General features: G+C 62.5%; 20 protein-coding genes. 11 read left to right on the forward strand and 9 right to left on the reverse strand.

Annotated features, from left to right (window positions below; translation table 11 throughout):
• Positions 1-73 precede the first annotated feature (73 nt).
• The 3 genes from gspF to gspD are packed head-to-tail and all read right to left on the reverse strand — an operon-like array spanning position 74 to position 5,221.
• On the reverse strand, positions 74-1,291 hold the full coding sequence (gspF, locus tag PQR32_RS36355) for a type II secretion system inner membrane protein GspF (protein WP_408206996.1): 1,218 nt from the start codon (positions 1,289-1,291) through the stop codon (positions 74-76).
• 4 nt (positions 1,292-1,295) lie between these two features.
• Complete coding sequence (gene gspE / locus PQR32_RS36360) at positions 1,296-2,864, reverse strand: type II secretion system ATPase GspE (RefSeq protein ID WP_408239016.1); 1,569 nt, start codon at positions 2,862-2,864, stop codon at positions 1,296-1,298.
• Positions 2,861-5,221 (reverse strand): type II secretion system secretin GspD, encoded by a 2,361-nt coding sequence (gspD, locus tag PQR32_RS36365; RefSeq protein WP_408239019.1) that lies wholly within the window; start codon positions 5,219-5,221, stop codon positions 2,861-2,863. Before gspD ends, gspE begins: the two co-directional genes overlap by 4 nt.
• Positions 5,222-5,737: 516 nt before the next feature.
• Between gspD and PQR32_RS36370 the strand changes: the two genes are divergently transcribed.
• Together PQR32_RS36370 and PQR32_RS36375 are read left to right on the forward strand one after the other, a co-directional pair.
• Positions 5,738-6,184 carry a lytic transglycosylase domain-containing protein gene (locus PQR32_RS36370; protein WP_408239022.1) on the forward strand — a complete coding sequence of 149 codons (447 nt, stop codon included), beginning with the start codon at positions 5,738-5,740 and terminating at the stop codon, positions 6,182-6,184.
• A 141-nt stretch (positions 6,185-6,325) separates the two neighbouring features.
• Positions 6,326-7,636, forward strand: coding sequence for a GTP-binding protein (locus PQR32_RS36375; protein WP_408239025.1), 1,311 nt, complete (start codon positions 6,326-6,328; stop codon positions 7,634-7,636).
• 126 nt (positions 7,637-7,762) lie between these two features.
• On the opposite strand, the gene PQR32_RS36380 is transcribed toward PQR32_RS36375, so the two are convergent.
• Positions 7,763-8,041: an HU family DNA-binding protein gene (locus PQR32_RS36380; RefSeq protein WP_006050811.1), complete on the reverse strand. Its 279-nt coding sequence runs from the start codon at positions 8,039-8,041 to the stop codon at positions 7,763-7,765.
• 494 nt (positions 8,042-8,535) lie between these two features.
• Between PQR32_RS36380 and mnmC the strand changes: the two genes are divergently transcribed.
• The 7 genes from mnmC (at position 8,536) to PQR32_RS36415 (ending at position 17,756) form a co-directional block, all read left to right on the forward strand.
• Entirely contained in the window at positions 8,536-10,506 is a 1,971-nt protein-coding gene (mnmC, locus tag PQR32_RS36385; RefSeq protein ID WP_408239074.1) for a bifunctional tRNA (5-methylaminomethyl-2-thiouridine)(34)-methyltransferase MnmC2/FAD-dependent 5-carboxymethylaminomethyl-2-thiouridine(34) oxidoreductase MnmC1, read from the forward strand.
• 843 nt (positions 10,507-11,349) lie between these two features.
• Positions 11,350-12,555 carry a cation:proton antiporter gene (locus PQR32_RS36390; protein WP_408207008.1) on the forward strand — a complete coding sequence of 402 codons (1,206 nt, stop codon included), beginning with the start codon at positions 11,350-11,352 and terminating at the stop codon, positions 12,553-12,555.
• A 123-nt stretch (positions 12,556-12,678) separates the two neighbouring features.
• Positions 12,679-13,794, forward strand: a complete 1,116-nt coding sequence (locus tag PQR32_RS36395; RefSeq protein ID WP_408239029.1) for a YbdK family carboxylate-amine ligase — start codon at positions 12,679-12,681, stop codon at positions 13,792-13,794.
• Positions 13,795-14,332: 538 nt separating this feature from the next.
• Positions 14,333-14,971, forward strand: a complete 639-nt coding sequence (locus PQR32_RS36400; RefSeq protein WP_132376507.1) for a MarR family winged helix-turn-helix transcriptional regulator — start codon at positions 14,333-14,335, stop codon at positions 14,969-14,971.
• A gap of 126 nt (positions 14,972-15,097) precedes the next feature.
• The gene (locus tag PQR32_RS36405) at positions 15,098-15,811 is read left to right on the forward strand and encodes a glutamine amidotransferase (protein ID WP_408239032.1); all 714 of its coding nucleotides are present in this window, start codon (positions 15,098-15,100) and stop codon (positions 15,809-15,811) included.
• Between the two features lie 89 nt (positions 15,812-15,900).
• A complete protein-coding gene (locus tag PQR32_RS36410; RefSeq protein ID WP_408239035.1) occupies positions 15,901-17,013 on the forward strand; it encodes an NADH:flavin oxidoreductase/NADH oxidase in 1,113 nt (370 codons plus the stop codon).
• Positions 17,014-17,231: 218 nt separating this feature from the next.
• Positions 17,232-17,756 (forward strand): SET domain-containing protein, encoded by a 525-nt coding sequence (locus PQR32_RS36415; RefSeq protein WP_408239038.1) that lies wholly within the window; start codon positions 17,232-17,234, stop codon positions 17,754-17,756.
• Positions 17,757-17,824: 68 nt separating this feature from the next.
• Here PQR32_RS36415 and PQR32_RS36420 read toward each other — a convergent pair whose 3' ends face one another.
• Positions 17,825-19,330 (reverse strand): ATP-binding protein, encoded by a 1,506-nt coding sequence (locus PQR32_RS36420; protein WP_408239041.1) that lies wholly within the window; start codon positions 19,328-19,330, stop codon positions 17,825-17,827.
• Positions 19,331-19,464: 134 nt separating this feature from the next.
• Positions 19,465-20,151 (reverse strand): response regulator, encoded by a 687-nt coding sequence (locus PQR32_RS36425; protein WP_013590077.1) that lies wholly within the window; start codon positions 20,149-20,151, stop codon positions 19,465-19,467.
• 237 nt (positions 20,152-20,388) lie between these two features.
• Here PQR32_RS36425 and PQR32_RS36430 point away from each other — a divergent pair, with 237 nt between their 5' ends.
• Positions 20,389-20,613, forward strand: coding sequence for a DUF3717 domain-containing protein (locus PQR32_RS36430; RefSeq protein WP_012434827.1), 225 nt, complete (start codon positions 20,389-20,391; stop codon positions 20,611-20,613).
• A 105-nt stretch (positions 20,614-20,718) separates the two neighbouring features.
• Here the strand turns inward: PQR32_RS36430 and PQR32_RS36435 are convergent, their stop codons facing one another.
• Positions 20,719-21,009, reverse strand: a complete 291-nt coding sequence (locus PQR32_RS36435; RefSeq protein ID WP_408239045.1) for a 4a-hydroxytetrahydrobiopterin dehydratase — start codon at positions 21,007-21,009, stop codon at positions 20,719-20,721.
• A gap of 104 nt (positions 21,010-21,113) precedes the next feature.
• Positions 21,114-22,013, reverse strand: a complete 900-nt coding sequence (gene phhA / locus PQR32_RS36440; RefSeq protein WP_408239048.1) for a phenylalanine 4-monooxygenase — start codon at positions 22,011-22,013, stop codon at positions 21,114-21,116.
• Between the two features lie 147 nt (positions 22,014-22,160).
• Between phhA and PQR32_RS36445 the strand changes: the two genes are divergently transcribed.
• Positions 22,161-22,652 (forward strand): Lrp/AsnC family transcriptional regulator, encoded by a 492-nt coding sequence (locus tag PQR32_RS36445; protein ID WP_132376515.1) that lies wholly within the window; start codon positions 22,161-22,163, stop codon positions 22,650-22,652.
• Between the two features lie 69 nt (positions 22,653-22,721).
• On the opposite strand, the gene PQR32_RS36450 is transcribed toward PQR32_RS36445, so the two are convergent.
• On the reverse strand, positions 22,722-23,258 hold the full coding sequence (locus PQR32_RS36450; RefSeq protein WP_408239051.1) for a class IV adenylate cyclase: 537 nt from the start codon (positions 23,256-23,258) through the stop codon (positions 22,722-22,724).
• Positions 23,259-23,382 lie beyond the last annotated feature (124 nt).

Consider the following 23,382-nt stretch of genomic DNA (forward strand, 5'->3'; position numbering starts at 1 on the left):
GCGCACCGCTTCGTTCCAACTGATTGCGCGGTCGCCGTACCGGTCACCGTGCAATCCAGTCTCTCTCCCGGCCTTACTGCACCAGGTTGTTCAACTCGATGATCGGCAGCATCACCGCCAGCACGATCACCAGCACCACGCCCCCCATCGCCAGAATCAGCAAGGGCTCCAGCAGGCTCGTCAGGAACATCGTGCGGCGTTCCAGTTCGCGCGCTTCGCCGTCGGCCGCGCGGTCGAGCATCGTGGTCACGTCGCCAGTCGCTTCGCCCGAACGGATCAGGTGAACCAGCACGGGCGGAAACGTCTTCGTGTTGCCGAGCGCGCGTGACAGCGACGTACCTTCGCGCACGCGCACGATCGCATCGTCGATGTTCTCGCGCATCGCGTTGTTGCTGAGCGTTTCGGCGGCGGCTTGCAGCGCACGCAGAATCGGCACGCCCGCCGCGGTGAGAATGCCGAGCGTGCTGGCAAAGCGCACGGTGTTATAGCCACGCACGAGTTTGCCGAGCAGCGGGGCAGTAAGCAGCCAACGGTCGAACGCGAGGCGCGGGCCGGGCTGCTTCAGAATCGAGCGCACCAGATACACCAGCACGACCACGCCGATCAGCATCGCCCACCACCAGTTCCGCACGAAGCCCGAGAGCGCCATCATCATGATGGTGAGGAAGGGCAGTTGCTGCTTGGTGCTGGCGAACACGTTCACCACCTGCGGCACCACGTAGCTCAACAGAAACGTGACGATGCCGAACGCGATGATCGTGACGATGGTCGGATACGTGAATGCGAGCACGATCTTCTGCTTCAGCGCATTGCGTTGCTCGATATAGTCGGCGAGCCGCGATAGCACGAGGCCAAGCTTGCCGGTATGTTCACCAGCCGCGACCAATGCGCGGTAAATCTCGGGGAAGTCCTTCGGATGCTGCGTCAGCGCATTGGCCAGCGAATGGCCACCGAGCACTTCCGCGCGAATCGACGCCATCAGTTCGCGAATGTAGTCGCGCTCCGATTGCTCGGTGAGTACGGCGAGCGCTTCGTCGAGCGGCAGGCCGGCAATCAGCAGACTGGCGAGCTGGCGCGTCAGGATCGCCTGCTCGCGCTGCGACAAACGCCGCCCCAGCGACAGCCGTTGATTGCGCTCGCCGCGTGTGCGCGTGGCCGCCGGTTCGACGACGAGCGGCGTCAGTCCCTGCGAGCGCAGATTGGTCCGCGCGCCGCGCGCGCTGTCCGCGTCGAGTACGCCTTTTTGCGCCTTGCCCGCCGCGTCGATCGCTTCGAAACGAAATGCCGGCATGCGCTTATGCTCCGCCCGTGACGCGGATCACTTCTTCGAGCGATGTCAGCCCGGAGGCGAGCCAGCGGTCCGCATCCTCGCGCAGCGTGCGCATGCCTTGCGCACGGCCGGCCGCGAGAATTTCCGCATCAGCTGCGTTGCGGTGAACCAGCGTACGGATGTTGTCGTCGATCAGCAGCAGTTCGTAGACGCCGCGCCGTCCCGCATAACCGGAGTGGCCGCAGCGATCGCAACCGACCGGATGCCAGCGCACGCTGCCGTCTTCTTCGACACGCTCTTCGCGGCACACCGGGCACAGCCGCCGCACGAGCCGCTGCGCCAGCACGCCGAGCAGCGACGATGCCAGCAGATACGGCTCGACACCCATATCGGTCAGACGTGTCACGGCAGATGCAGCGTCGTTGGTGTGCAGCGTGGCCAGCACGAGGTGGCCCGTCAGCGATGCCTGCACCGCGATCTGCGCGGTCTCCAGGTCGCGGATTTCACCGATCATGATGACGTCCGGGTCCTGCCGCAGAATCGAGCGCAGCGCCCGCGCGAAGGTCATGCCGATCCGTTCGTTGACCTGCGTCTGGCCGATGCCGGACAGGTCGTATTCGATCGGGTCTTCGACCGTCATGATGTTGGTGGTCGCGGTTTCGAGCCGCGACATCGCCGCATACAGCGTGGTCGTTTTACCGGAGCCAGTCGGCCCGGTCACCAGCACGATGCCGTGCGGCCTGCCAATCAGCTTGTCGAACTTGCCGAGCGTATCCGGCCCCATGCCGAGCGCTTCGAGGTTCAGGCGCGACGCATCTTTTTCCAGCAGACGCAGCACCGCGCGTTCGCCGTGACCGGTCGGCAGCGTCGAGACGCGCACGTCGACCGGGCGGCCGCCCACGCGCAGCGTGATACGGCCATCCTGCGGCAAACGCTTTTCGGCGATGTCGAGCTGCGCCATGATCTTGATCCGCGAGATCAGCGCGCCGTGCAGCGCTTTCTTCGGCCGCACGACGTCGCGCAACGTGCCGTCGACGCGAAAGCGCACCACAGAAGAGGTTTCGAACGGCTCGATATGAATATCCGATGCCTGCTCGCGCGCCGCTTGCGTGAGCAATGCATTGATCATGCGGATGATCGGCGCGTCGTCTTCCGACTCCAGCAGATCCTCCACCTCGGGAATGTCCTGCATGAGGCGCGAGAGATCGACTTCGCCTTCCACTTCGCCGACCACCTGCGCAGCGCTGCCGTCCTGGCGCGCATACGCCTGGTTGATCGCCTGCGTGAGCTCGTCGGCGGGCAGACGTACGATCGACACCGCGCCGAAGTTGCGCGCGACTTCGGAAAGCGCGGCGTCGCTGGTGCGTTCGCTGATCCAGACTTCGAGGCTGTCCGCATGCTGATGCGCGACCAGAATCTGGCCGGCACGGGCAAAGCCGTAAGGCACGAGCCGCGCGGCGATGGCCGAAGGCGCCTCGCGCCCGCCATGCTCCGTCACACCCGCGGGCGACATCGCCGCGGCTTGTGTCGCGGCACCGGCTCGCGCCGCTGCGGGCGACGCAGACGCTGACGGTGGCGTGGACGGCGTGCTCACGGCCGCACTCCAGGCGACGCGGTGGAAGGTGTCACAGTGACCGGACTGCTCTGCGTGGAAGGCGCCACGGTGACCGGATTGGTCTGCACGGTGCCATTCGTGGCCGGCGCTGGGCCGACGGTGGCTGGCCCAGCGTTGGCGGGCGGCGGCGCCAGCTGCTGACGGCGCATCTTGTCGATATCGAACAGATTCATCGCGGGCGAACCGCCCTGGCTCGGACCGATCGGCATCGGCGGAACCACCGGATCGTCGTTGTCCTTCATCAGGTTGTTGTCCTGCTTGTACGCGCCCTGCACGCCCTGGATGTAGTCGTAGCGATTCGACGTCACGGCCTGAGCGGTACCGCGATCGCTGATGATCACGGGACGCAGAAACACCATCAGGTTGGTCTTGTTGCGAGTCTTCTGTTCCGAGCGGAACAACTGCCCGATCCATGGAATATCGCCGAGCAGCGGTACCTTGCTGTTGCTCACCTGGTAGTTGTCCTGCATCAGGCCGCCGAGCACGATGATCTCGCCGTTATCGGCGAGCACCGTCGACTGGATCGACCGCTTGGTGAATTCCGGGCCGGCCGGGTTGGTCGTCGCGTTGGTCGTGCCGGTCACGATCGCCGAGTCTTCGGTGTAGAGCTGCAGCTTGAGAATGCCGCCGTCGGTGATCTGCGGCTTAACGTGCAGCGTCAGGCCGACGTCGACGCGATCGAAGGTATTGAACGCCGACGTCGCGGTGGCGCTCGTGAGGTTCGAATACGAACCCGTCTGGATCGGCACGTTGGTACCGACGACGATCTTCGCTTCCTCGTTGTCGAGCGTGATGAGGTTAGGCGTGGACAGCACGTTAGCGTCGGCGGTTTGCGACAGCGCTTGCAGCAGCGCGCCGAGTCCCTGCACACCGAAGATGTTGTGAATCCAGCCGATGTTCAGCCCTTGCTGGAGTGCCCCGCCACCGAGCGCGGTGGCCAGACCACCGGTGGCCCCGGCCGCCACAGCCGCCCCCGTCAGGTTGATGATGCTGTTGCTGCTGCCGGTCTGCAGATTGGTGCCGGCAAATATCGAATTGTTCGCGACCTGCCACTGAATGCCGAGATTGCCGCTCGTGTTCGAATTCAACTCGACGATCAGCGCTTCGAGATAAACCTGTGCGCGCCGGGCATCGAGCTGGTCGATGACCGCGCGCAGATTGCGGTACACCGGCTCGGCCGCGGTGATGATCAGCGAGTTGGTCGCGGAATCCGCCTGGATCATGCCGCCCTGCTGATTGTCGTCGCTCTTGTCCTTGTCGTTGCCGAGCAAGCCGCCGGAATTGTTATTGCCACCCGCGCCGTAACCGCCACCACTGCCACCGCCCATCGGCGAAGACAGCGAGCTGCTGCCGAGTCCGCCCGACGGCAACGGCGGCGTACCCGACGAGCCCGTCGAATTATTGCCGCCCAATCCGCCGCCGCTGTTCTGGTTGAACGAATTCGCGTCGTTCGAGTTCGACGAGCTGTTGTCGCCGCCTTTGCCGAACATGCCGCGCAAGGTCTTGGCGAGCTTCGTCGCGTCCGCGTTGCGCAGCGGCACGACGTGAATGTTGCCGGGCATGGTGGTCGGCGTGTCGAGTTCCTTCGCCAGTTGCTTCGCGGCCGCGAGACGCGCGCCGTTCGAGGCGCGGATCAGCAGCGAGTTAGTGCGCGGGTCGGCGGTGACCGACACCTTCAGCGTCGCATCGGTGCTGCCGATCGAACCGGGGTCGAGCATCTTGTTCAGTTGCGTGGCGATATCGATCGCGTTGGCGTTCTTCAGCTGCACCACCGATACGGACTGACCCGCCGCCGTATCCACACCCTGGATGATCTGGGCAATACGCCGCACGTTGTCGGCGTAATCGGTGACTACAATCGTGTTGTTGGCTGGGTAGGCCGCCACGGTATTGTTCGGCGAGATGAGCGGACGCAGCACCGGCAACAGATTGTTAGCCGATTCATTCTTCAGCACGAACACTTGCGTGACCACCTGGTCGCCGCGCGCCGTAGGCGCATTGCCGACATAGGTCGGCACGCCCTGCAGCTTCGCGTCGGCCTCGGGCACGACTTTCAGTACGCCGTGGTCTTGCACGAGCGCGAAGCCCTGCATCCGTAGCGCGGACTGCAAGGTTTTCAGCGCCTGATCTTCAGGCACCGCGTTTTCCGACACGAGATTCAACTGACCTTTCACACGCGGGTCGACGATGATCGTTTTGCCGGTTGCGGCGCCAATCGCCTTGGCCACCTGATCGATGTCCGCGTTGACGAAGTTAAGTGTCACCTGTGCCTGTGCTGTCTGCGCGGTGATCAAGCCAGCCACCAGCAGCGCCGTTGCAACGCGACGCAAAGCCATACGATTTCTTCTCATGGAATAGGGTATCGATGCCGACAGCCGTAGCCGTCGACGGTCATGCAGTGCGGACATGGGAGCAGGCCGCCGCCCTGTCGATCTGCCGGCCGGCCTCGCGGACGATCATCGCCCTCGTTACCCGCCGCCCGATGTCCGAAAAAAATGAACAGTAACAGTTTTTCATGTCGGATTTGTCACAAAACGAACCGCCTCGTGCGATTTCTCTAGCGACCGCCACCTGATGTCAAGTAATTGAAAGCCAATAGAAAGTCGTACGAATGAGCGCGAAAACGCTTCGTTTTCTGCTCTCTTATGTCGGTTAGCCAACTTGACGGGGGTCCGTCTGCCGGTATGATACGAGCCGTTCGAGTCCCTGGTTGCGAGTCGCCGACGCGGGTTTACCCCGATGTCAGACCAACACCCGGCCAGCGCGGCTCGGCGGCTGTCAGTGGCTGAAGTATGGCCGATGCGATCCCTTACCGAACCTTACTCTTGCGCTTTGCTTAGTGGTCTTGACTGATGAATCGAAGCTTCGTCACCGTCGCCGTAGGACTTGCCGTGCTGGTAGCAGCAGGGTCCGCACGCGCCGATTGCTTTGATGAAGCAGCGAAGTATCAGAAGGTCAACCCCTTGATTCTGCGCGCAATCGCGTGGCAGGAGTCACATAATCGCCCCGACGCAACGCATAAAAATGCGAACGGCTCGACCGACTACGGGGTGATGCAGATCAATTCGATCCATTTGCCCACGCTCGCACAGTATGGCATCTCGCAGGGCACGCTGATGGAACCGTGCAAGAACGTCTACATAGCGGCATGGCATCTGCGCCGCCAGATGAACAAGTACGGCAACACCTGGCAGGCAATCGGCGCCTATCACTCCGAGACGCCGGCGCTGCGGGACAAGTACTCGCAGCAGATCGCCGCGATCCTGCGCAAGTGGAATCTGATGCCGGCTGCGCGCTGATCCGGCCTGTCACGCGGCCTCCGTCCGTTTTGATGCACAATGCGGCTTCGTGCCGCCGTCGAGGCTCGGCCCGGTTGCGGTCTGCATTATACGGCCTCAAGCCCGGCACGCCTTCCAATCCTCTAGCTTCTCCGTACTGCAATGAACCAGCCGCTATTGCCCGTCACCGTGCTCTCCGGTTTTCTGGGCGCCGGCAAGACCACGCTTCTGAATCACATCCTCGCGAATCGCGCGGGTTTGCGCGTGGCCGTGATCGTCAACGATCTGGCCGCCGTCAATATCGATGCGACCCTCGTGCGCGATGCCGCTGCGCTGTCTCACGTCGAGGAACAGCTCGTCGAGTTGTCGAATGGCTGCATCTGCTGCACGCTGCGCGACGATCTGCGGGTCGAGATCAAGCGTCTGGCCGGCGAACAGCGTTTCGACGCGATCCTGATCGAGTCGACCGGTGTGGCCGAGCCAATGCCGATCGCCGAGACCTTCAGCTTCGTCGACGATGACGGTGCGTCGCTCGCCGACGTTGCCCGGCTCGACACAATGGTGACCGTGGTCGATGCGTTCAACTTCCTACGCGACTACGGTTCGGCCGACGCGCTCGCCGAGCGCGGCATCGCCGCGACCGAGGAAGACGACCGCACGCTGGTCGAACTGCTGATCGAGCAGATCGAATTCTGCGATGTGCTGGTGGTGAACAAGGCCGATCTCGTCAGCGCGGACGAACTCACGCGCCTGCAACGCATTCTCGGCCGGCTCAATCCGCGCGCGGTCCAGGTGGTCGCCCGGTTCGGCGAAGTGCCGCTCGCGCAAGTGCTGAACACTGGCCGCTTCGATTTCGACGAGGCGGCAAGCGCGCCGGGCTGGCTGGCGTCGCTCAATCATGAGCATGACCATGGGCACGGCCATGCTCACCACGGCGAAGCGGACGAATTTGGCATCGGCAATTTCATTTACCGCGCGCGCCGGCCGTTTCACCCGGAACGCCTGTGGGCATTGCTGCATCAGGAGTGGAAGGGCGTGCTGCGCAGCAAGGGCTTCTTCTGGCTCGCCACGCGTAACGATATCGCCGGTTCGCTCTCGCAGGCGGGCGGTGCTTGCCGGCACGGTCCGGCGGGCATGTGGTGGGCCGCTCAGGATCGCAGCGAGTGGCCCGACGGCGACGACGAGTTGGCCGCCGAAATCGCCGCGGACTGGTACGGTGACCCGGACGATCTGAGCATCGGCGACCGTCGCCAGGAGCTGGTGATGATCGGCGTCGGCATCGACGCAACTGCTTGGAAAGCGAAGTTCGACGCGTGTTTGTTGACGGACGAGGAATACGCGCAGGGACCGCAAGCATGGGAGCAATTCGCCGATCCATTCCCGGCCTGGGACTTCGACGAAGACGATCACGATCATCATGACCACGATCACGATGGTCATGGCCACGGTGAAATCGTGCATCGTCACAACTGACCAAGCTTTGCCTCTCGTCGGGAGGCGATCGAGCCGCGACGCCCGTCGCCGCTCGATCCCATGCACAGCGCGCAGGCGAAAAAAAACCCGCCGTTGGCGGGTGTCAACTGCCTGGCAGTAATCTGCTTAGCGCTTGTTGACTGCGTCCTTGAACGCCTTACCAGCCGTGAACTTGACGGTCTTGGCGGCCGGAATCTTGATAGTTTCGCCGGTCTTGGGGTTACGACCCGTACGCGCTGCGCGCTTGCCCGAACCGAAGCTGCCGAAGCCGATCAACTGGACCGCATCACCCTTCGACACAGACTTCTTGATCACTTCAAGCAACGTGTCCAGCGTTTCACCGGTTTGAGCCTTGCTGGCGCCCGTCTGTCCTGCGACAGCGTCGATCAGTTCCTGTTTGTTCATTAAGGTTCCTTTCTGAGTTTAGGTTGACACGAACAGCGCGAACGCGCCGATTATACGTGCGCGGGCCGCGCCGTCGAGCAGCGCCGGCTCCGGATCCCCTCCGGACCAATGGCGCCGGAGAGATGACTGTCCGGCGGCCGTGCTGCCGCTCCCTTCGCGGCGCTTGCTATGATAGCGCAGCGCAAACCCAATCAGGATAAGGGTTTCGCAGAATTACGCGGTTCCGGGGTCGATATCGCAAGGAAATCGCAATTTTTGCGCTCCGCGACCTCCAACCGAGGCCTGAAACCCAGTATGGACGGGGCCTGGCGTTGGTTTTTGCCAACGTTCGGCGCGTCTTTTTCGCGGTCCGGCGAGCTGCGCGCGCGGGCGACAACGTTCGACCCGCGCGTGAGAAAACGCCGGGCCGCCCCAAGTCTTCTCATCCCCTCGGGGGGCCTGGCGTGAAGCGACAGGTCTGGGGGCATTTTTCCGAGCGTCATTTTCCGTCGCGCATGACCGATCCGCTGATCCCCGCCGTCCTCGCTTTTCGCGACAACGGCACGCCTTTTTCGCCGCTTTACGACGACATCTATCACAGCGCCGTGGGCGGTCTCGAACAGGCTCATTACGTTTTCCTGCGCGGCAATTCGCTGCCCGACCGGTGGCAGGGCCGTCGCATGTTCACCGTGCTCGAAACCGGCTTCGGCATGGGCATCAACTTTCTGATGACCTGGGCCGCGTGGCGCGCGGACTCGTCGCGCTGCGAGCAACTCCATTTCGTGTCGATCGAGAAGCATCCGTTTACCGTCGCCGATTTACGCAAGGTGGTCGCGGCGACGATTTCCGATCCGGAGATTGCCGGCCTTGCGGGAGCCCTCGCGAACGCCTGGCCGATGCTCGTTCCCGGCACGCATCGGCTTGAGTTCGATGAAGGGCGCGTCGTGCTCACGCTCGTGTTCGGCGACGCGCAGGAGAGCTTACCGGTCTTGAGACTGCGCGCCGACGCGTTCTATCTCGACGGCTTCGCACCGGCCAAGAATCCCGAGCTTTGGACGCCGGCAATCTTCAAGGCGCTCGCGCGGCTGGCAGGCGAGGGCGCCACGTTTGCCACCTACAGCAGCGCCGGCGACATCAAACGCGCGTTGACGCAATGCGGCTTCGAATACCGCAAGGTGGACGGCTTCGGCTGGAAGCGAGCAATGCTGGTCGGCCACTTCGCGCCGCGCTGGCGCGTGCGCCGTCATGAGCCGCCCGCGCCGCTCGTGGTCGACGAAAGGCATGCGGTCGTGATCGGCGCGGGTCTGGCCGGCTGCGCGGTGATCGAGCGGCTCGCCGCGCGCGGCTGGCGCGTCACGTCGCTGGAGCGGCACGCTTCGGTGGCGCAGGACGCGTCGGGTAATCCGGCCGGCGTGTTCCATCCCATGATTTCGCACGACGACAGCGTCGCCTCGCGCGTCACGCGGGCCGGCTTTCTGTATGCGCTCAGACGTTGGGCCGCGCTCGAACGGCTCGGTCACACGCCATTGCGCGGCGGCCAGGGCTTGCTGCAAATCGCCGCGGACGACGATGAAGCCCGCTTGATCAGCGAAGCAATCGCCGCGTTCGGTTATCCGTCCGACTACGTGACGCCCGTCTCGCCGACCGAAGCACAGCGGCTCGCCGGCATGCCGCTCGCGCGCGGCGGATGGTTTTTTCCGCACGGCGGCTGGATCGACCCGGCGTCGCTGTGCGCTGCGCAGTGCGCTGCGGCGGGCCAACTGCTCGAACGCCGCTTCGGTGTGGACGTCGCACGGATCGAGCGGTCAGGAGATCAATGGACTGTATTCGACACTGCTGGCGAGGCCATCGCACATGCGCCAGTGGTGATCGTCGCCAGCGCGCACGATGCCGCGCGCATCGCCGGTTTGCAGCACGCGCCGACCCGCAGCATTCGCGGCCAACTGACTTTGCTGCCGGCAGGCTCGGTGCAGCCATCGCTTCAGATGCCGGTAATCGGCGAAGGCTACGCCGTACCGCTTACCGACGGCGTCACGCTCACCGGCGCCACCTACGAACTCGACGACCCCGACACATCGCTGCGCGCGGCCGGCCATCTGGAAAACCTGGAGCGCGTCGCGCAGATGCTGCCGGCATTTGCTGACGTCGTCGCTCGGGCTCAGTCGGCGGCGTTAACTGGACGTGTCGCTTTCCGCTGCGTCACCAGCGATCGCATGCCGCTGATCGGCCAACTCGCCGACGAAGCGCAGGCAGCGCGCGAGAGCCAGCGCCTACGTGGCGCATGGCCGCTCGATCTGCCGCGCACCGAAGGCCTGTACGGCGCCTTTGCGTACGGTTCGCGCGGCCTCGTATGGGCGGCGCTCGGCGCGGAACTGATCGCTTCGCAACTCGAAGGCGAACCGTGGCCTCTCGAACGGGATCTGGCTGAAGACATCGACCCCGCGCGCTTCCTGTTGCGCGCATTACGTCAGGGGACGGTGAGTTAACTGCGGACTCCGCCCGGCATGCTCGACGGATAGCTTATCCACCGGGAGTTGTGGATAACCATGTCGTTTACCGGCGCAACTGGTGTGGAACCGTTGTGGACGTAAACGGGGTAACTTTGCCGCCGCCGAAAATCGCAAAAAGTTACCCTCGTATACGCGCCGCTCCCGCACATGCTGTGCATCCGGTTATGCCGTCGGCAAACCGATGATTCATTTCGGTAAACAGGAGTTATCCACAGAAAACGAGGCAGCTTGTTAACTGTTACTACGTATACATACGGTAAACCTGTAAACATAAAGACCGGGGCTGGAGCAGAGCCTATCGGCGCAGTCCGGCCGCCCCTAAGCCCGTGCAAAACCTCCGCGTCGATGTCCCGAAAAGCACATCAACCGCGTTCAAACTAACCGCTCGCACGGCCGGATTCGTCCTCAAAACGGTCGGTTTTTCCTCATGTCAGCGAGATAACGTACGTTTTTACCGTTTTGCCGGCATGTTCGTGCCTTTTCGGTCGAGGCTGAAAAAGCTATGGCACAATCGCCGTTCTTTTCCGCGTCGTGCCTTGTCTCTACAGCGGCACACGCAGCAAACGGAACGGTGCCGCTCAATCAGAATCTGATTCAAAGTCGACGGCGTTCTTTCACCGTGCCGATTGCTACGGCCGCACCCCGAATGCGCCAGGTTCCTTGCTGCTGCCGCGCATTCAGATCATCCGATCGTTGAAAACTCGCAACGCTGGTCACGCGAAGCGATCGCGACAGTGAGCGCTTCATGTGCCCACCCGCTCGCCGGTGTTTGCGCCGGTTCGTGTCGCCTGCCGTTGCTGCTAAGGAGAACCCATCACGATGAATTCGGCGTTTTCATTTTTTCCAGCCTGGCCGCTTTCACCCGACGCCATTTTTTGGGCTGGTCTCGCATTGCTCGCCGCCGGTCTGTGCGGTGAGCTTTGCTATCGCGCGTGGCGTTTGCCGCGCATTTCCGGGTATGCGGTCATTGGTCTGATTGCCGGCGCGGCCGGTTCGGGCGTGATCGATGCGGATTCCGCGAGCGCCGCGCGGCCGTTGCTCGATGTCGCGCTCGGTTTGCTGTTGTTCGAACTCGGCAGCCGGCTCGACTTGCGCTGGATCCGGCGCAATCCCTGGCTGATTCTGTCGAGCGTCGCCGAAGCCACACTGACATTCGCGCTCGTGTTGCCGGTTTTGCTGTTCCTGAACGTGCCGCTGATGGTGGCAACCGTGCTCGCGGCGATCGCCATGGCGACTTCGCCGGCGATGGTGATTCAGCTGAAAACGGAATTGCGCGCGGAAGGCCAGGTTACCCAGCGTTTGTTGACCTTGACCGCGCTGAACAGCATGTATGCCGTGGTGATCGAAAAGCTCGTGTCGAGCTGGCTGCATCAGGAGATGTACGGCAACGTATTCGCGACCATCCTGCAGCCGCTTTATCTGCTGGTCGGATCGCTCGTGCTCGCGTATCTGCTCGCACGCACCTGCACGTTCTTTTATCGGCGTTTGAACATGCAGGACGAGCACTCGTTCGTCGCGCTGTTCGGGCTGGTACTGCTGGCCATTGCGGTCGCGCATCTGTTCAAGCTGTCGACCATTCTTGCGTTGCTGGCTGCCGGCATCATTGTGAAGAATCACGAAGCGCGTCCGCAGTTGTGGCCGGAACATTTCGGTACGGCCGGCTGGTTGTTGACCGTGATTCTGTTCGTGCTGACGCTGACTTCGTTCGAATGGAAAGACATCGCGCTCGGCGGCGTCGCGGCGCTGGGTCTGATTGTTGCGCGCCTCGTAGCGAAACTGGTCGGCGTGCTGGCCTTCGCCAAGCCGAGCGGTTTGAACTGGAAGCAGGGGATGGCGCTCGGTCTGTCGTTATCGCCGATGTCGGCGCTCGCGTATCTGCTGGTCGACGACACCTACAACCTGTATCCGAACTTCGATCCGCAACTGCGGGCGATCGTGATGTGTTCCATTTTCGTGCTGCAGATTCTCGGGCCGTGGCTCGTCTATCGCAGCCTGGCGCTGGTGGCTGAACGGCGTGAAGAGTAAGCGCAAGTCGAGCGCGCTGCGCTGCTCAAGGCTCGATGCTTGACACGTTTATCCAACTTATATTCGATTCAAAAACGGCCGGGCATGTGACCCACACCCGGCCGACCTGACTCAGGGGACGCCATGTCACTCGAACCCTTCATCGATTCGAAACCGTTCACATTCGGTGTCGAACTCGAGATGCAGATCGTCAATACGCATGACTATGATCTGACCAAAGCCGGCTCGGATCTGATGCGCCTCATCAAGGACGAAAAGATCCCCGGCAACATCACGCCGGAAATCACCGAAAGCATGATCGAGTTGTCGACCGGCATTTGCACGACGCATGAGCAGGCCGTCGCCGACTTGCGCAAGATTCGCGATACGCTGGTTTCCGCGGCGGATCGTCTGAACGTCGGTTTGTGCGGCGGCGGCACGCACGCGTTCCAGCAATGGAGCGAGCGGCAGATTGTCGATACGCCCCGTTTTCAGTACATCTCCGAGTTGTACGGCTATCTTGCCAAGCAATTCACCGTGTTCGGCCAGCACGTGCACATCGGCTGCCCGGATCCGAACAGCGCGCTCTATCTGCTGCATTCGATGTCGCGCTTCATTCCGCACTTCATCGCCTTGTCCGCATCGTCGCCGTTCGTGCAGGGTGTCGATACCGGATTTCATTCGGCACGACTGAATTCCGTGTTCGCGTTCCCGCTGTCGGGCCGCGCGCCCTTCGTGCTGACTTGGGACAGTTTCGAGGAATATTTCTCGAAGATGGTCCACACCGGCGTCGTCAACAGCATGAAAGATTTTTACTGGGACATTCGGCCGAAGCCGGGTTTCGGCACGATCGAAGTTCGTGTGATGGATACGCCGTTGTCGGTGGATCGTGCGGCGGCGATTGCCTGCTACATCCAGACGCTTGCCCGGCATCTGCTGCTCGACAAACCGATTACGCCACAGGAAGACGACTACCTCGTCTACACCTTCAATCGTTTCGAAGCATGCCGCTTCGGTCTGGCCGGCACCTGCATCAATCCGCAGACGGGCGAGCGTAAGACGATTTCCGAAGACATCCTCGAAACGCTGGATCTGATCGCTCCGCACGCCGAAGCGTTGGGTTCGGGCAAGGCGCTTGCCGAAATCGGCGCGATCGCTCGCGGTCAGGTCAACGATGCGACCTGGTTACGCGGCGTGGTCGAACGGGAAAAGTCTTTGCATGAAGCCGTCAGGCAGCAGTGTTTGCAGTGGCGGGCCTAGGCGAAGACGGGATTGCTTGCGTCAAATCGTAAGGAAACCCGCCTCGAGCGGGTTTTTTTCAATAAATTAATTTTCCAGCTCGGCGTGCCTTAGGTTTTTATAGAGTTAACGTATACAAACGTAGTAGTAGTTAACAAGCATTGCATCTGCCTGTGGACAACTGAATAATTTCCTGCAAAGTCAACGCGCTGCGTAAACCATAACCGAGCTGATCGAGGACGCATCGGCGCCGGTATGCGAGGACAACTTTGGGACGGGCAGACCGGGCCTGGGTGCTTATCAAGAATCGGCGCACAAGCCATCCCCAAGTTTTCCCGTGGTTATCCACAGCTTGTGTTGGATAAGTTAGCTGTACGATTTGCCGCTCTCGCATAGAATGTCGTTTTCGCTGCTTTGCCTGGCAAGGCGGTAAATTTTTGAGATAGTAGAAACCGTCTTGTCCGCAGTTGGGCGAGGCTACCCCACACAGGCTACGGGCGCGGTCGGCAAGGAGTTTGCCGGCATCGTACGAAAGCTGTAAATAAACCAATCGAAGATTATGAGCGAAGGCGTATACGGAGAACAGGCGACCGGGCGGGTGACCCACAGCCTATTGCGATTGAGCACCGCAATGCGGAGCCAGGCTTGGGAATGGGCGGAAGGCGCTGGCCTGACGCCGACCCAAGGCGAAATTCTGGTCTTGCTGATGCAGCGCAAAGGCCCGATGCGTCTCGGCGAAATTGCCCGTGAAACGGCCCTCACCGCCGCGACGACCAGTGATGCAGTCAGCACGCTCGAAACCAAGGGGCTGGTGGAAAAGCGCCGTGCCCTCGACGACGGCCGCGCCCTCGCGGTCCGCCTGACGGCGCGTGGCCGTACCGCGGCGAAGCGCGCCGCGCAATGGCCGGACTTCCTGGCCAAGGCGGTCGGCACGCTGCGTGACGACGAGCAGGCTGTGTTTTATCGCACGCTGCTCAAGACCGTTCATCAGCTGGAAGCGCAAGGCACGATTCCGCCGCACCGCATGTGTCTGAGCTGCACGCACTTCGAGCCGAGCAAGAACCCGAAGAAGACGCCGCATCATTGCGCGTTGCTCGATCTGAACATGTCGGATACGGATCTGCGCCTCGATTGCTCGGTGTATGAGACGGCTGACGTCGCCACCCAGAAGAAGACCTGGAAGATCTTCGCCCAATAAGGCGGCTTCTTCCGGGACAATCCGCTACACTGCCAAGCCGGCTTCGGCAGGCGGCATAGGCCGCCTGTCAGCCGACTGGTGCCGCGTGGCGGCAAGTCTTTAGTCAACCTGAAGGTGGGCAGGCCGATGAATCGCGAAGTTCTGGCCATTCGCCACGTGCACTTCGAGGATTTGGGCAGTCTCGAACTGGTGCTCGGCGAGCGCGGGCGCCCGGTCCGCTATCTCGATGTCGGCTTTGCCCGTATCGAGGCGCCAAATCCCGTCGCCGCATCGCTGATGGTGGTGCTCGGCGGCCCGATCAGCGCAACCGACGACGCGCTTTACCCGTCGCTCGTGCCGCTGCTGTCCATGATCGAGAAACGCATCGCGGCCGGGTTACCGACGCTCGGTATCTGCCTCGGCGCTCAATTGATCGCGCGTGCCCTAGGCGCTCGCGTCTATCCCGCTGGTCATACTGAACTTGGCTGGACACCGCTCACGCTGACCGACGCCGGTCACGCTTCGCCGGTGCGTCATCTGGATGGCGCGCAGACCTCCATGCTGCATTGGCATGGCGATACCTTCGATCTGCCTGACAACGCAACGCGTCTCGCGTCGACGCCGGCCTGCGAAAACCAGGCGTTCGCGTGGGGCAATCATGTGCTGGGTCTGCAGTGTCATCCGGAGATTCGCACCGATCGCTTCGAACCCTGGCTGATCGGCAACGCCGGTGAACTGGTTGGCCACGGCATCGACGCGCGCCAGTTGCGGGCCGAGACCGCGAAGTTCGGTCCCGCGCTCGAAGCCGCGGCGTGCCGGATGTTCGGCGAGTGGCTCGATCAGGTCGAGGCGAAACCCTGAACGCTGAAAGGCTGAAAGGCCGCGGGCCAGCACTAAATCACTTGCAGTGCTATGCTCGATCGCTCTCGGGTTTCTACTGGGCGTAATCCATGAGCGCGCTTTTTTCTCCGCTCACGCTGCGTAGCGTGACGCTTCCCAATCGTATCGTCGTGTCCCCGATGTGCCAGTATTCCGCCGACCGTGGCGAGGCAACGGCGTGGCACATGATCCATCTCGGCAGCATGGCGTTATCCGGTGCCGGCATGCTCTGTATCGAGGCGACCTCGGTCGAGCCGGACGGCCGCATCACACCCGGCGATCTCGGCTTGTGGGACGACGTCACCGAAGCCGCGCTCGTGCCTGTGCTGGCCGCGATCCGCAAGCATTCGCACATCAAGGTCACGATGCAGTTGTCGCACGCCGGGCGCAAGGCGTCGAGCCACGCGCCGTGGGAAGGCGGCCAACTGATCCCGGTATCGCAAGGCGGATGGCTGCCGCACGCGCCGTCCGCATTGCCGCACAAGGCCGGCGAAGAGCCGCCGCTGGCGCTCGACACGCCTGCGCTGAACCGCATCCGCGAAGCATTCGCAGCCTCGGCGCGGCGTGCCGCGCGGCTCGGTGTCGATGGACTGGAAGTGCACGCGGCACACGGTTATCTGCTGCATCAGTTCCTCTCGCCGATCGCCAATCAGCGCGACGACGACTACGGCGGCTCGCTTGAAAACCGCATGCGCTTTCCGCTTGAAATCTTCGATATCGTCCGCGCTGCATTTCCCGCCGACAAACCGGTCGGCGTGCGTGTCTCCGCGACGGACTGGGTCGAAGGTGGCTGGACGCTCGCGGACACGATTGCGTTCGCGCAGGAGCTGAAAAAGCGCGGCTGCGACTGGATCGACGTGTCGTCCGGCGGCGTCTCACCGTTGCAGAAAATTCCGCTTGAGCCGGGTTATCAGATCCCGTTCGCGAAGGCGGTCAAGGAGGCCACCGGCCTCACGACCATCGGCGTGGGCCTGATCACCGACCCGTTGCACGCCGAACAACTGATCGAAGACGGCGACGCCGATCTGATCGCGATGGCCCGCGCGTTGTTGTACAACCCGCGCTGGCCGTGGCACGCTGCGGCGCAACTTGGCGCGACGGTCGAAGCGCCGCCGCAGTACTGGCGTTCGCAACCGCGCGAGCAAAAGGCGCTGTTCGGCGACATTTCGTTCGGACAACGGTGAAATTGGCGACCCGTCATGCGCGCGCGTCTTTTTGACGGTTGAACGAAGCCGTCTTGAGCGTGTAGGATGCCGGTTGTGGCGCGAGAGCGTCGCAGGTCGACGCGGCGCTCGCAAGGCGCCGCGTTTGCTATCCGCGTCAGAAAAAAGCAGCGCGTCAGACGCGGGCGTTTCGGACGGCTGCCGAACTTCACCCCCAGTTCTTCACAAGGATTCATTCAATGAGTTCACGCAGGATCGCCGTGCGCCGTTCGGGTGTGCACGGCAAAGGCGTGTTTGCCCTCGAACCGATTGCGGCCGGCGAGCGCCTAATCGAATACAAGGGCGAGCGGATCTCTTGGAAAGAAGCGTTGCGCCGTCATCCGCACAATCCGGCCGAACCGAATCACACGTTCTATTTCGCACTCGATAGCGGCAAGGTCATCGACGGCAAAGTGAACGGCAATAGCGCGCGCTGGATCAACCATTCCTGCGCGCCGAACTGCGAAGCCGAAGAAATCGACGGGCACGTGTACGTGCACGCATTGCGCGATATCGCTGAAGGCGAGGAAGTCTTTTACGACTACGGCCTCGTGATCGACGCTCGTCAGACCAAGAAGCTTAAGAAGGAATATGAGTGCCGTTGCGGCGCACGTAAGTGCCGCGGCACGATGCTGGCGCCGCCGGAGAAGGAGAAGAGCGCGGGCAAGTCCGAGAAGTCGGCGAAGAAGGCCAAAACGTCGGCGAAGAAAGCGAAGAAGAAATGACATGCGGGCTGTCGGAGTCGATCACGTCTTTGTGAACGCGCCAGACAGCCTGTCGAGTCGCCAGACCGTTAGCTATCCACCGGCGCCGAGTGCGCCGATTTTTTTGCCGGGCGCCTCGGTTCAACGGCTTCCACTTCGCTCTGCACGGTGATCGGCACGAGGGGAATGCGCACGATGAAACGTGCGCCGCCTTCCGGTGCGTCCTCGTAATGCACGCTGCCGTGATGCAGCACCATGATGTCGTGGACGATCGCGAGGCCGAGACCGGCGCCGCCATCCACGCCGGCGTCGCTCTGACCGTCGCCGCGGAAAAACCGCTTGAAGAGATCAACCTGCTGGTTGCGCGGCACGCCCGGCCCGTTGTCTTCGACGATGATCTCCGCCATGCGCAGTTCGTCGATCACTGTTTGCGACACCGTCACGGTGATGCGCCCGCCGTCGAACCGAGACGGCGGCACATATTTGAGCGCGTTATCCAGCAGATTGGCGATCACTTCGTGCAGCAGCACGGGATTGCCGCGCGCCATCAACGGATGGCCATTGCTTGGGTCGTCCAGACGCTGGAAGCCGAGGTCGACGTGGAACGTCAACGCACGCGGCACCCATTCCGCGCCCGTGTCGAACGCGAGCGCGGCCATGTCCACGTTGACGAAGCGAGCCGCCTGTTCGCCCGGCTCGGCGCGCGCGAGTGAGAGCAGTTGATTCGACAGCCGCACCGCGCGATCGGCCGCGGCGCGCAGTTCACGCACGGCGGCCAGGGTTTGCTGCGGGTCGCGCGCGATGGCCGCCTGCTCGGCATGCAGCTTGACGGCAGTGAGAGGCGTGCGCAGTTGATGCGCGGCGTCGGCGATGAATTTGCGCTGGCCGTCGAGTGCGGTTTTCAGGCGACCGAGTAGTGCGTTCAGCGCGCCCGTCAGCGGCCGGATTTCGACCGGCACATAAGTTTCGTCGACCGGTTCGAGCGACGTGTGGGTTTGCCGGTTCAGCGAGTCGGCGAGATCGGTGAGCGGATTGAGCTGCTGATTGACCACGCGCCACACGATCACCCAGCCTGCCAGCAGCAGCAACAACAGCGGCATCATGATCGCGACCAGGAACTCGGCGGCGATGCGAAACCGGTGATGCACCGGTTGACCGACTTCGACGACGATTGGATTGCCCGTCGGCTGATCAACGCGCACCTGCGCGACCCGCACCGTCACGCCTTGATGCTGCGTTTCGAAGACGTACGCGTAATGCATGCGCCGCACGCTCGTGCCTTGCAGCGGAAGATTGTGATCGCCGGCGATTTCGGTTTCGCCGGTGCTGATCCGGTAGACGAGATGTTCGACCGGGTCCGAAAACATGGCTTGGGCGAGCGGCGGCACCGTGATGCGCGCATTCGGGCCGGCAATCTGGATCTGTTTGGAGATCGCGGTGGCGAGATCGGCGAGTGAACGGTCGACCACGTGCTGCGTGTACTGCCACGCCAGCCAGTAGGCAATCAGGCCGCTCATGAGCGCGAGCAGCGAAAGGGGAGCAGCGAGGCGCCGCAGCAGCGTGCGGCGCAGACTATTGGCGGCCGGCTGGGGCATGATCGAACGCGCGGGAAAGAAGCAACGGCGCAAGCACCGCGAAATTTCGCCGGATGCCGGCGAATTGCGCACCGAGTGCGCGGCGCCGGCCCGGCGCCGTCAGGCCGCAACGCAACGTGCGGCCTTCACGACGATTATGCGGCCTGACGGATTTCCTGCAACAGATAACCGAAGCCGCGCACCGTGACGATTTCGACACGGCAGTTTTCGAGCTTTTTACGGACCCGGTGCACGTAGACCTCGATCGCCGTGTCGCCGAGATCGCCGCCGAAATGCGTCAGATGGTCTTGCAGCTGCGCCTTGCTGACCACGCGGCCATGACGCAACAGCAGCATTTCGAGCACCGCGAATTCACGCGGCGAGAGTTCGAGCGGCTTGTCGTCGTTGAAAATGCGGCGATCGACGCCCGACAGGCGGACACCGCCCAGCGACACCTCCGGACGCGGCATATCGCCGTGCGGACCGCTGCGGCGCATGACCGCGCGGATGCGCGCTTCGAGTTCGGTGGGTTCGAACGGCTTCAGCATGTAGTCGTCGGCGCCGGAATTCAGGCCTTGCACGCGGTCGTTGAGCTCGTCGCGCGCGGTGAGGATGATCACCGGCGTGTGACGATTGCTCTGACGGAAGCGCGAGAGCAGCGTCATGCCGTCGATGCCGGGCAAACCCAGATCGAGGATCACCAGCTCATGGCGATTTTGCGTGAGGGCCTGTTCGGCGAAAATGCCGTCGTGGACCATGTCGACGGTGAAGCCGGCTTGTTCGAGACTGCTTTGGATGCCGCGTGCGATGGGGCGGTCATCTTCGATCAGAAGGAGTCGCATGGATTTCGCTCAAGTACAATGGGTTAGGCGTTTGGGCAAGCGGTTCGCCGGGGCGCCTGCTGCACAGCAGCGTGCGGCGTGGCCGTACCGAACTGGCACGAAGCAGCCACGAAGCAGGCATCGAGCGGCCTTGAAGCGCCTACCTGGCGCCCTCAGACCTGTCGCATCGCGCCAGTCCCCACAGGGGCAAGAAAACCTGGGACGGCCCGGCGTTTGCTTAAGAGCGATCACGAAGTCATGTCCGAGATAAGCATTCACGAACTGGAAGCCGCGATCAACTTCTGGCGCGCCCGCTCACCTTCGAGCGGCGACGAACTCGTACTGTGCAAGGAGGCAAGCGCGCTCTCCAAGCCGTATGCGCTGATGATTGTACAGCGTCAGCACACGCTATCACCGGATCGTTTAGACGGCATTGCCAGGCAAGCGTGGGATTCTTACGTGCACCTTAAGAATAGCCTGTAGAACTGAAGGTTTGGACAAGGGATTACCTGCAATGCCCTTTCATTACCGCCCAATTATTCAATGTTCAGCGCATAAACACGCCTGAGACGCACTTGTTCGTCTGTATTACGCCGTAATACTGTCGATAAATGTCGCCAATTTGATGTCGCGCTCGGTCAAGCCGCCGGCTTCATGCGTGGACAGCGTGATCTCCACCTTGTTGTACACGTTGAACCATTCCGGGTGGTGATCCATTTCCTGCGCCTTGATCGCCACGCGCGTCATGAAGCCGAATGCTTCGTTGAAGTCGGCGAATTTGAACTGGCGCTGGATCGCCTCGCGGCCCGTCGTGGCTTGCCAGCCTTGCAAGGCGGCGATCTGCGTGGCGCGTTCTTCGGAAGTCAGTTTCTGAACCATGGTGCTACCTCATTTGATCTGAACAGGCACGCCGGTGGGCGTGCGCATCCGCTATTTTTTCACGGATGCCGCCCGCCCGCAGAAGACCCGGTTGGCGTTGCTTTTCAGATATCGCCGTCGGCCAGCCAGCCTTCCTGTGAGCCGCGCGTGATGACGCGATCGTGCTCGAGGACGTCGCCGGCCGTGAATGCCGGTTCGGCGGCGAGCCTGGCCAGCAGCGGCGCGAAATCGGTTTGCGCCACGTTGAACAGCTGCGCGAAGTCGTCGATCACGAAGTAGGTTTTCTGGAACGTGTCGATACGGTAGCGAGTGCGCATCACGCGTTCGAGGTCGAAGCCAAGACGGTTCGGCGCGGTGCTTTGCTGACTGTAGAGCGTTTCGCCCTTGCTCGACACGATGCCCGCGCCGTAGATTTTCACGCCGTTCGGACTCGCCGCGTCGCGGATCAGGCCGAACTCCACTGTGTACCAATAGAGACGCGCGAGCAGCGGCAGGGCGCCGGCGTCGTGGGCGGCGAGCGCGGCGCGGCCATATGCGTGCATGTAGTTCGCGAATACCGGGTTGATCAGCAGCGGCACGTGGCCGAACAGATCGTGAAAACAGTCCGGTTCCTGCAGATAGTCGAGCTGATCCGGCCGGCGCATCCACCACGTCACGGGAAAGCGGCGATTCGCCAGATGCTCGAAGAACACCTGGTCCGGCACGAGGCCCGGCACCGCGACGATCTGCCAGCCGGTGGCGGGCGTGAGCTTCGCGTTGATCTCGTCGAACGAGGGCACGCGGTCGGCCGGCATGCCGATGGTGTCGACGCCGGCCAGAAACTCGTCACAAACGCGTCCTTTGAGCAGCGCCGTCTGGCGCGCGTAAAGCTGTTGCCATACCGCGTGGTCGACCGCGCCGTAGCGTTCGGTCGGTTGATCGATGGTGAAATCGGCGCGGGTTTCGAGGCCGGCGTCGAATTGCTCTTTCAGCTTGGCGGTGTTGGCGGTGTTGGCCGTGGACATGATGCTGCGCTCTACGATGACGGGTGATGTAAATCGGTGATGCAAGTGTAGAGCGGCGTAAGTGCGGAAAGGGCGCAATGATGGCGGTTTATAGTGCGGATATGCAATAATCGTGCATCAACAGATCATTTAATGCGGATATTCGACATGTTCGACTTGGATCACTTCGATCTTGCGCTGCTGGACGTGCTTCAGCGCTTCGGCCGGGCGACGCATCAGCAACTGGCCGAGCAGGTGCCGCTGTCACCGTCGCAGATTGGACGGCGTTTGCAGCGCCTGGAGCAGGTGGGCGTGGTGGACGGCTATCGCGTCGTGCTGCGGCCGGAAAAGCTCGGGCTCGGTGTCACCGCGTTTACCAGTCTGAAGTTGAAGCACCACGGCGATTCGATCATCGAGCAATTCCAGCAACAGATCGATGTGCTGCCTGAAGTGCTGGAGTGTCATGCCGTGGTGGGCGACGCCGACTATCTGTTGCGCATCGTCGCGCCCGATCTGAATTATCTGTCGACGTTCGTGATGAAGAAGCTGATGCGTGTGCCGGGCGTCGATAGCGTGCGTTCGAATATCGTGCTCACCACCTTCAAGCGCAATGGCCCTTTGCCGCTGGGCCATCTGTCGCCGGGGACCGCTGCCGCTTGATGCGACGGCAGTAGAGGGATGCGGCACCGGCCGCGCTGACTCTGTCCGCGGCCTTGTATTGCCTCAGTCTTAAGCCGCTTGCTTCGGCTCGCTGTCCGGGCTCAGCAAATCGACGTAGGCCACTGCCACCAGATCCGATTCCAGCACGCCGAGTGTGGCGAACATCGCATGCGCTTCGGCGTGGCCGCCTTCTTCGTCGTCGTCCTGGGCGAGCAGCACTTCGAGTTCCACGAAGTCGCCGAGACCGTCGACCCGGTCCAGATGGATCCGCGTCCGGCCGGTCAGATACACATGCCGTTCCTTGGTGACGATGCCGCGCGTGGTCAGCGCGGTGGCGAGCAGCGCGTGCATGGCTTCCGGGTTGGTCACCGGGCTGCGCGTGTAATACGACGCCTTGGGGCCGTCACGGTCGTCACGCTGATAGAAGATCAGCTCGGCCGGCGTGCCGTCGTCGAACTGGCGCAGCTTCAGGCGGCCGCGCGGCACGTCGTAGAAAAAGTCCTGCTGGCGGAAGATCAGCGGCGCGTCCGGCGCGAGCTGCGCCGCGCGTTCGCGGAGTTGCTCGAAATGCTGGGCGCGGGCTTTGATTTCAATGTTGCGTGCCATGTCAGGCTCCTGTCGAAGGATGGAGTGGTCGGCGGCTTCCGGTGTTGCCGGGGCGAAGCTGCCGGGAAGGACAAATCAAGTGGAACGGAAAAGGATGCGGAGCGGGCGCGTGAGCGCGAACCCT

The sequence above is a fragment of the Paraburkholderia dipogonis genome, from assembly GCF_046027395.1.
GTDB lineage: Bacteria > Pseudomonadota > Gammaproteobacteria > Burkholderiales > Burkholderiaceae > Paraburkholderia > Paraburkholderia dipogonis_A.

Excerpts from the sequence above, each read along its gene's own strand:
- gspF (WP_408206996.1), bottom strand. The coding sequence starts at position 1,291 with ATGCCGGCATTTCGTTTCGAAGCGATCGACGCGGCGGGCAAGGCGCAA.
- gspD (WP_408239019.1), bottom strand. The coding sequence starts at position 5,221 with ATGGCTTTGCGTCGCGTTGCAACGGCGCTGCTGGTGGCTGGCTTGATC.
- PQR32_RS36370 (WP_408239022.1), top strand. The coding sequence starts at position 5,738 with ATGAATCGAAGCTTCGTCACCGTCGCCGTAGGACTTGCCGTGCTGGTA.
- PQR32_RS36375 (WP_408239025.1), top strand. The coding sequence starts at position 6,326 with ATGAACCAGCCGCTATTGCCCGTCACCGTGCTCTCCGGTTTTCTGGGC.
- PQR32_RS36380 (WP_006050811.1), bottom strand. The coding sequence starts at position 8,041 with ATGAACAAACAGGAACTGATCGACGCTGTCGCAGGACAGACGGGCGCC.
- mnmC (WP_408239074.1), top strand. The coding sequence starts at position 8,536 with ATGACCGATCCGCTGATCCCCGCCGTCCTCGCTTTTCGCGACAACGGC.
- PQR32_RS36390 (WP_408207008.1), top strand. The coding sequence starts at position 11,350 with ATGAATTCGGCGTTTTCATTTTTTCCAGCCTGGCCGCTTTCACCCGAC.
- PQR32_RS36395 (WP_408239029.1), top strand. The coding sequence starts at position 12,679 with ATGTCACTCGAACCCTTCATCGATTCGAAACCGTTCACATTCGGTGTC.
- PQR32_RS36400 (WP_132376507.1), top strand. The coding sequence starts at position 14,333 with ATGAGCGAAGGCGTATACGGAGAACAGGCGACCGGGCGGGTGACCCAC.
- PQR32_RS36405 (WP_408239032.1), top strand. The coding sequence starts at position 15,098 with ATGAATCGCGAAGTTCTGGCCATTCGCCACGTGCACTTCGAGGATTTG.
- PQR32_RS36410 (WP_408239035.1), top strand. The coding sequence starts at position 15,901 with ATGAGCGCGCTTTTTTCTCCGCTCACGCTGCGTAGCGTGACGCTTCCC.
- PQR32_RS36415 (WP_408239038.1), top strand. The coding sequence starts at position 17,232 with ATGAGTTCACGCAGGATCGCCGTGCGCCGTTCGGGTGTGCACGGCAAA.
- PQR32_RS36420 (WP_408239041.1), bottom strand. The coding sequence starts at position 19,330 with ATGCCCCAGCCGGCCGCCAATAGTCTGCGCCGCACGCTGCTGCGGCGC.
- PQR32_RS36425 (WP_013590077.1), bottom strand. The coding sequence starts at position 20,151 with ATGCGACTCCTTCTGATCGAAGATGACCGCCCCATCGCACGCGGCATC.
- PQR32_RS36430 (WP_012434827.1), top strand. The coding sequence starts at position 20,389 with ATGTCCGAGATAAGCATTCACGAACTGGAAGCCGCGATCAACTTCTGG.
- PQR32_RS36435 (WP_408239045.1), bottom strand. The coding sequence starts at position 21,009 with ATGGTTCAGAAACTGACTTCCGAAGAACGCGCCACGCAGATCGCCGCC.
- phhA (WP_408239048.1), bottom strand. The coding sequence starts at position 22,013 with ATGTCCACGGCCAACACCGCCAACACCGCCAAGCTGAAAGAGCAATTC.
- PQR32_RS36445 (WP_132376515.1), top strand. The coding sequence starts at position 22,161 with ATGTTCGACTTGGATCACTTCGATCTTGCGCTGCTGGACGTGCTTCAG.
- PQR32_RS36450 (WP_408239051.1), bottom strand. The coding sequence starts at position 23,258 with ATGGCACGCAACATTGAAATCAAAGCCCGCGCCCAGCATTTCGAGCAA.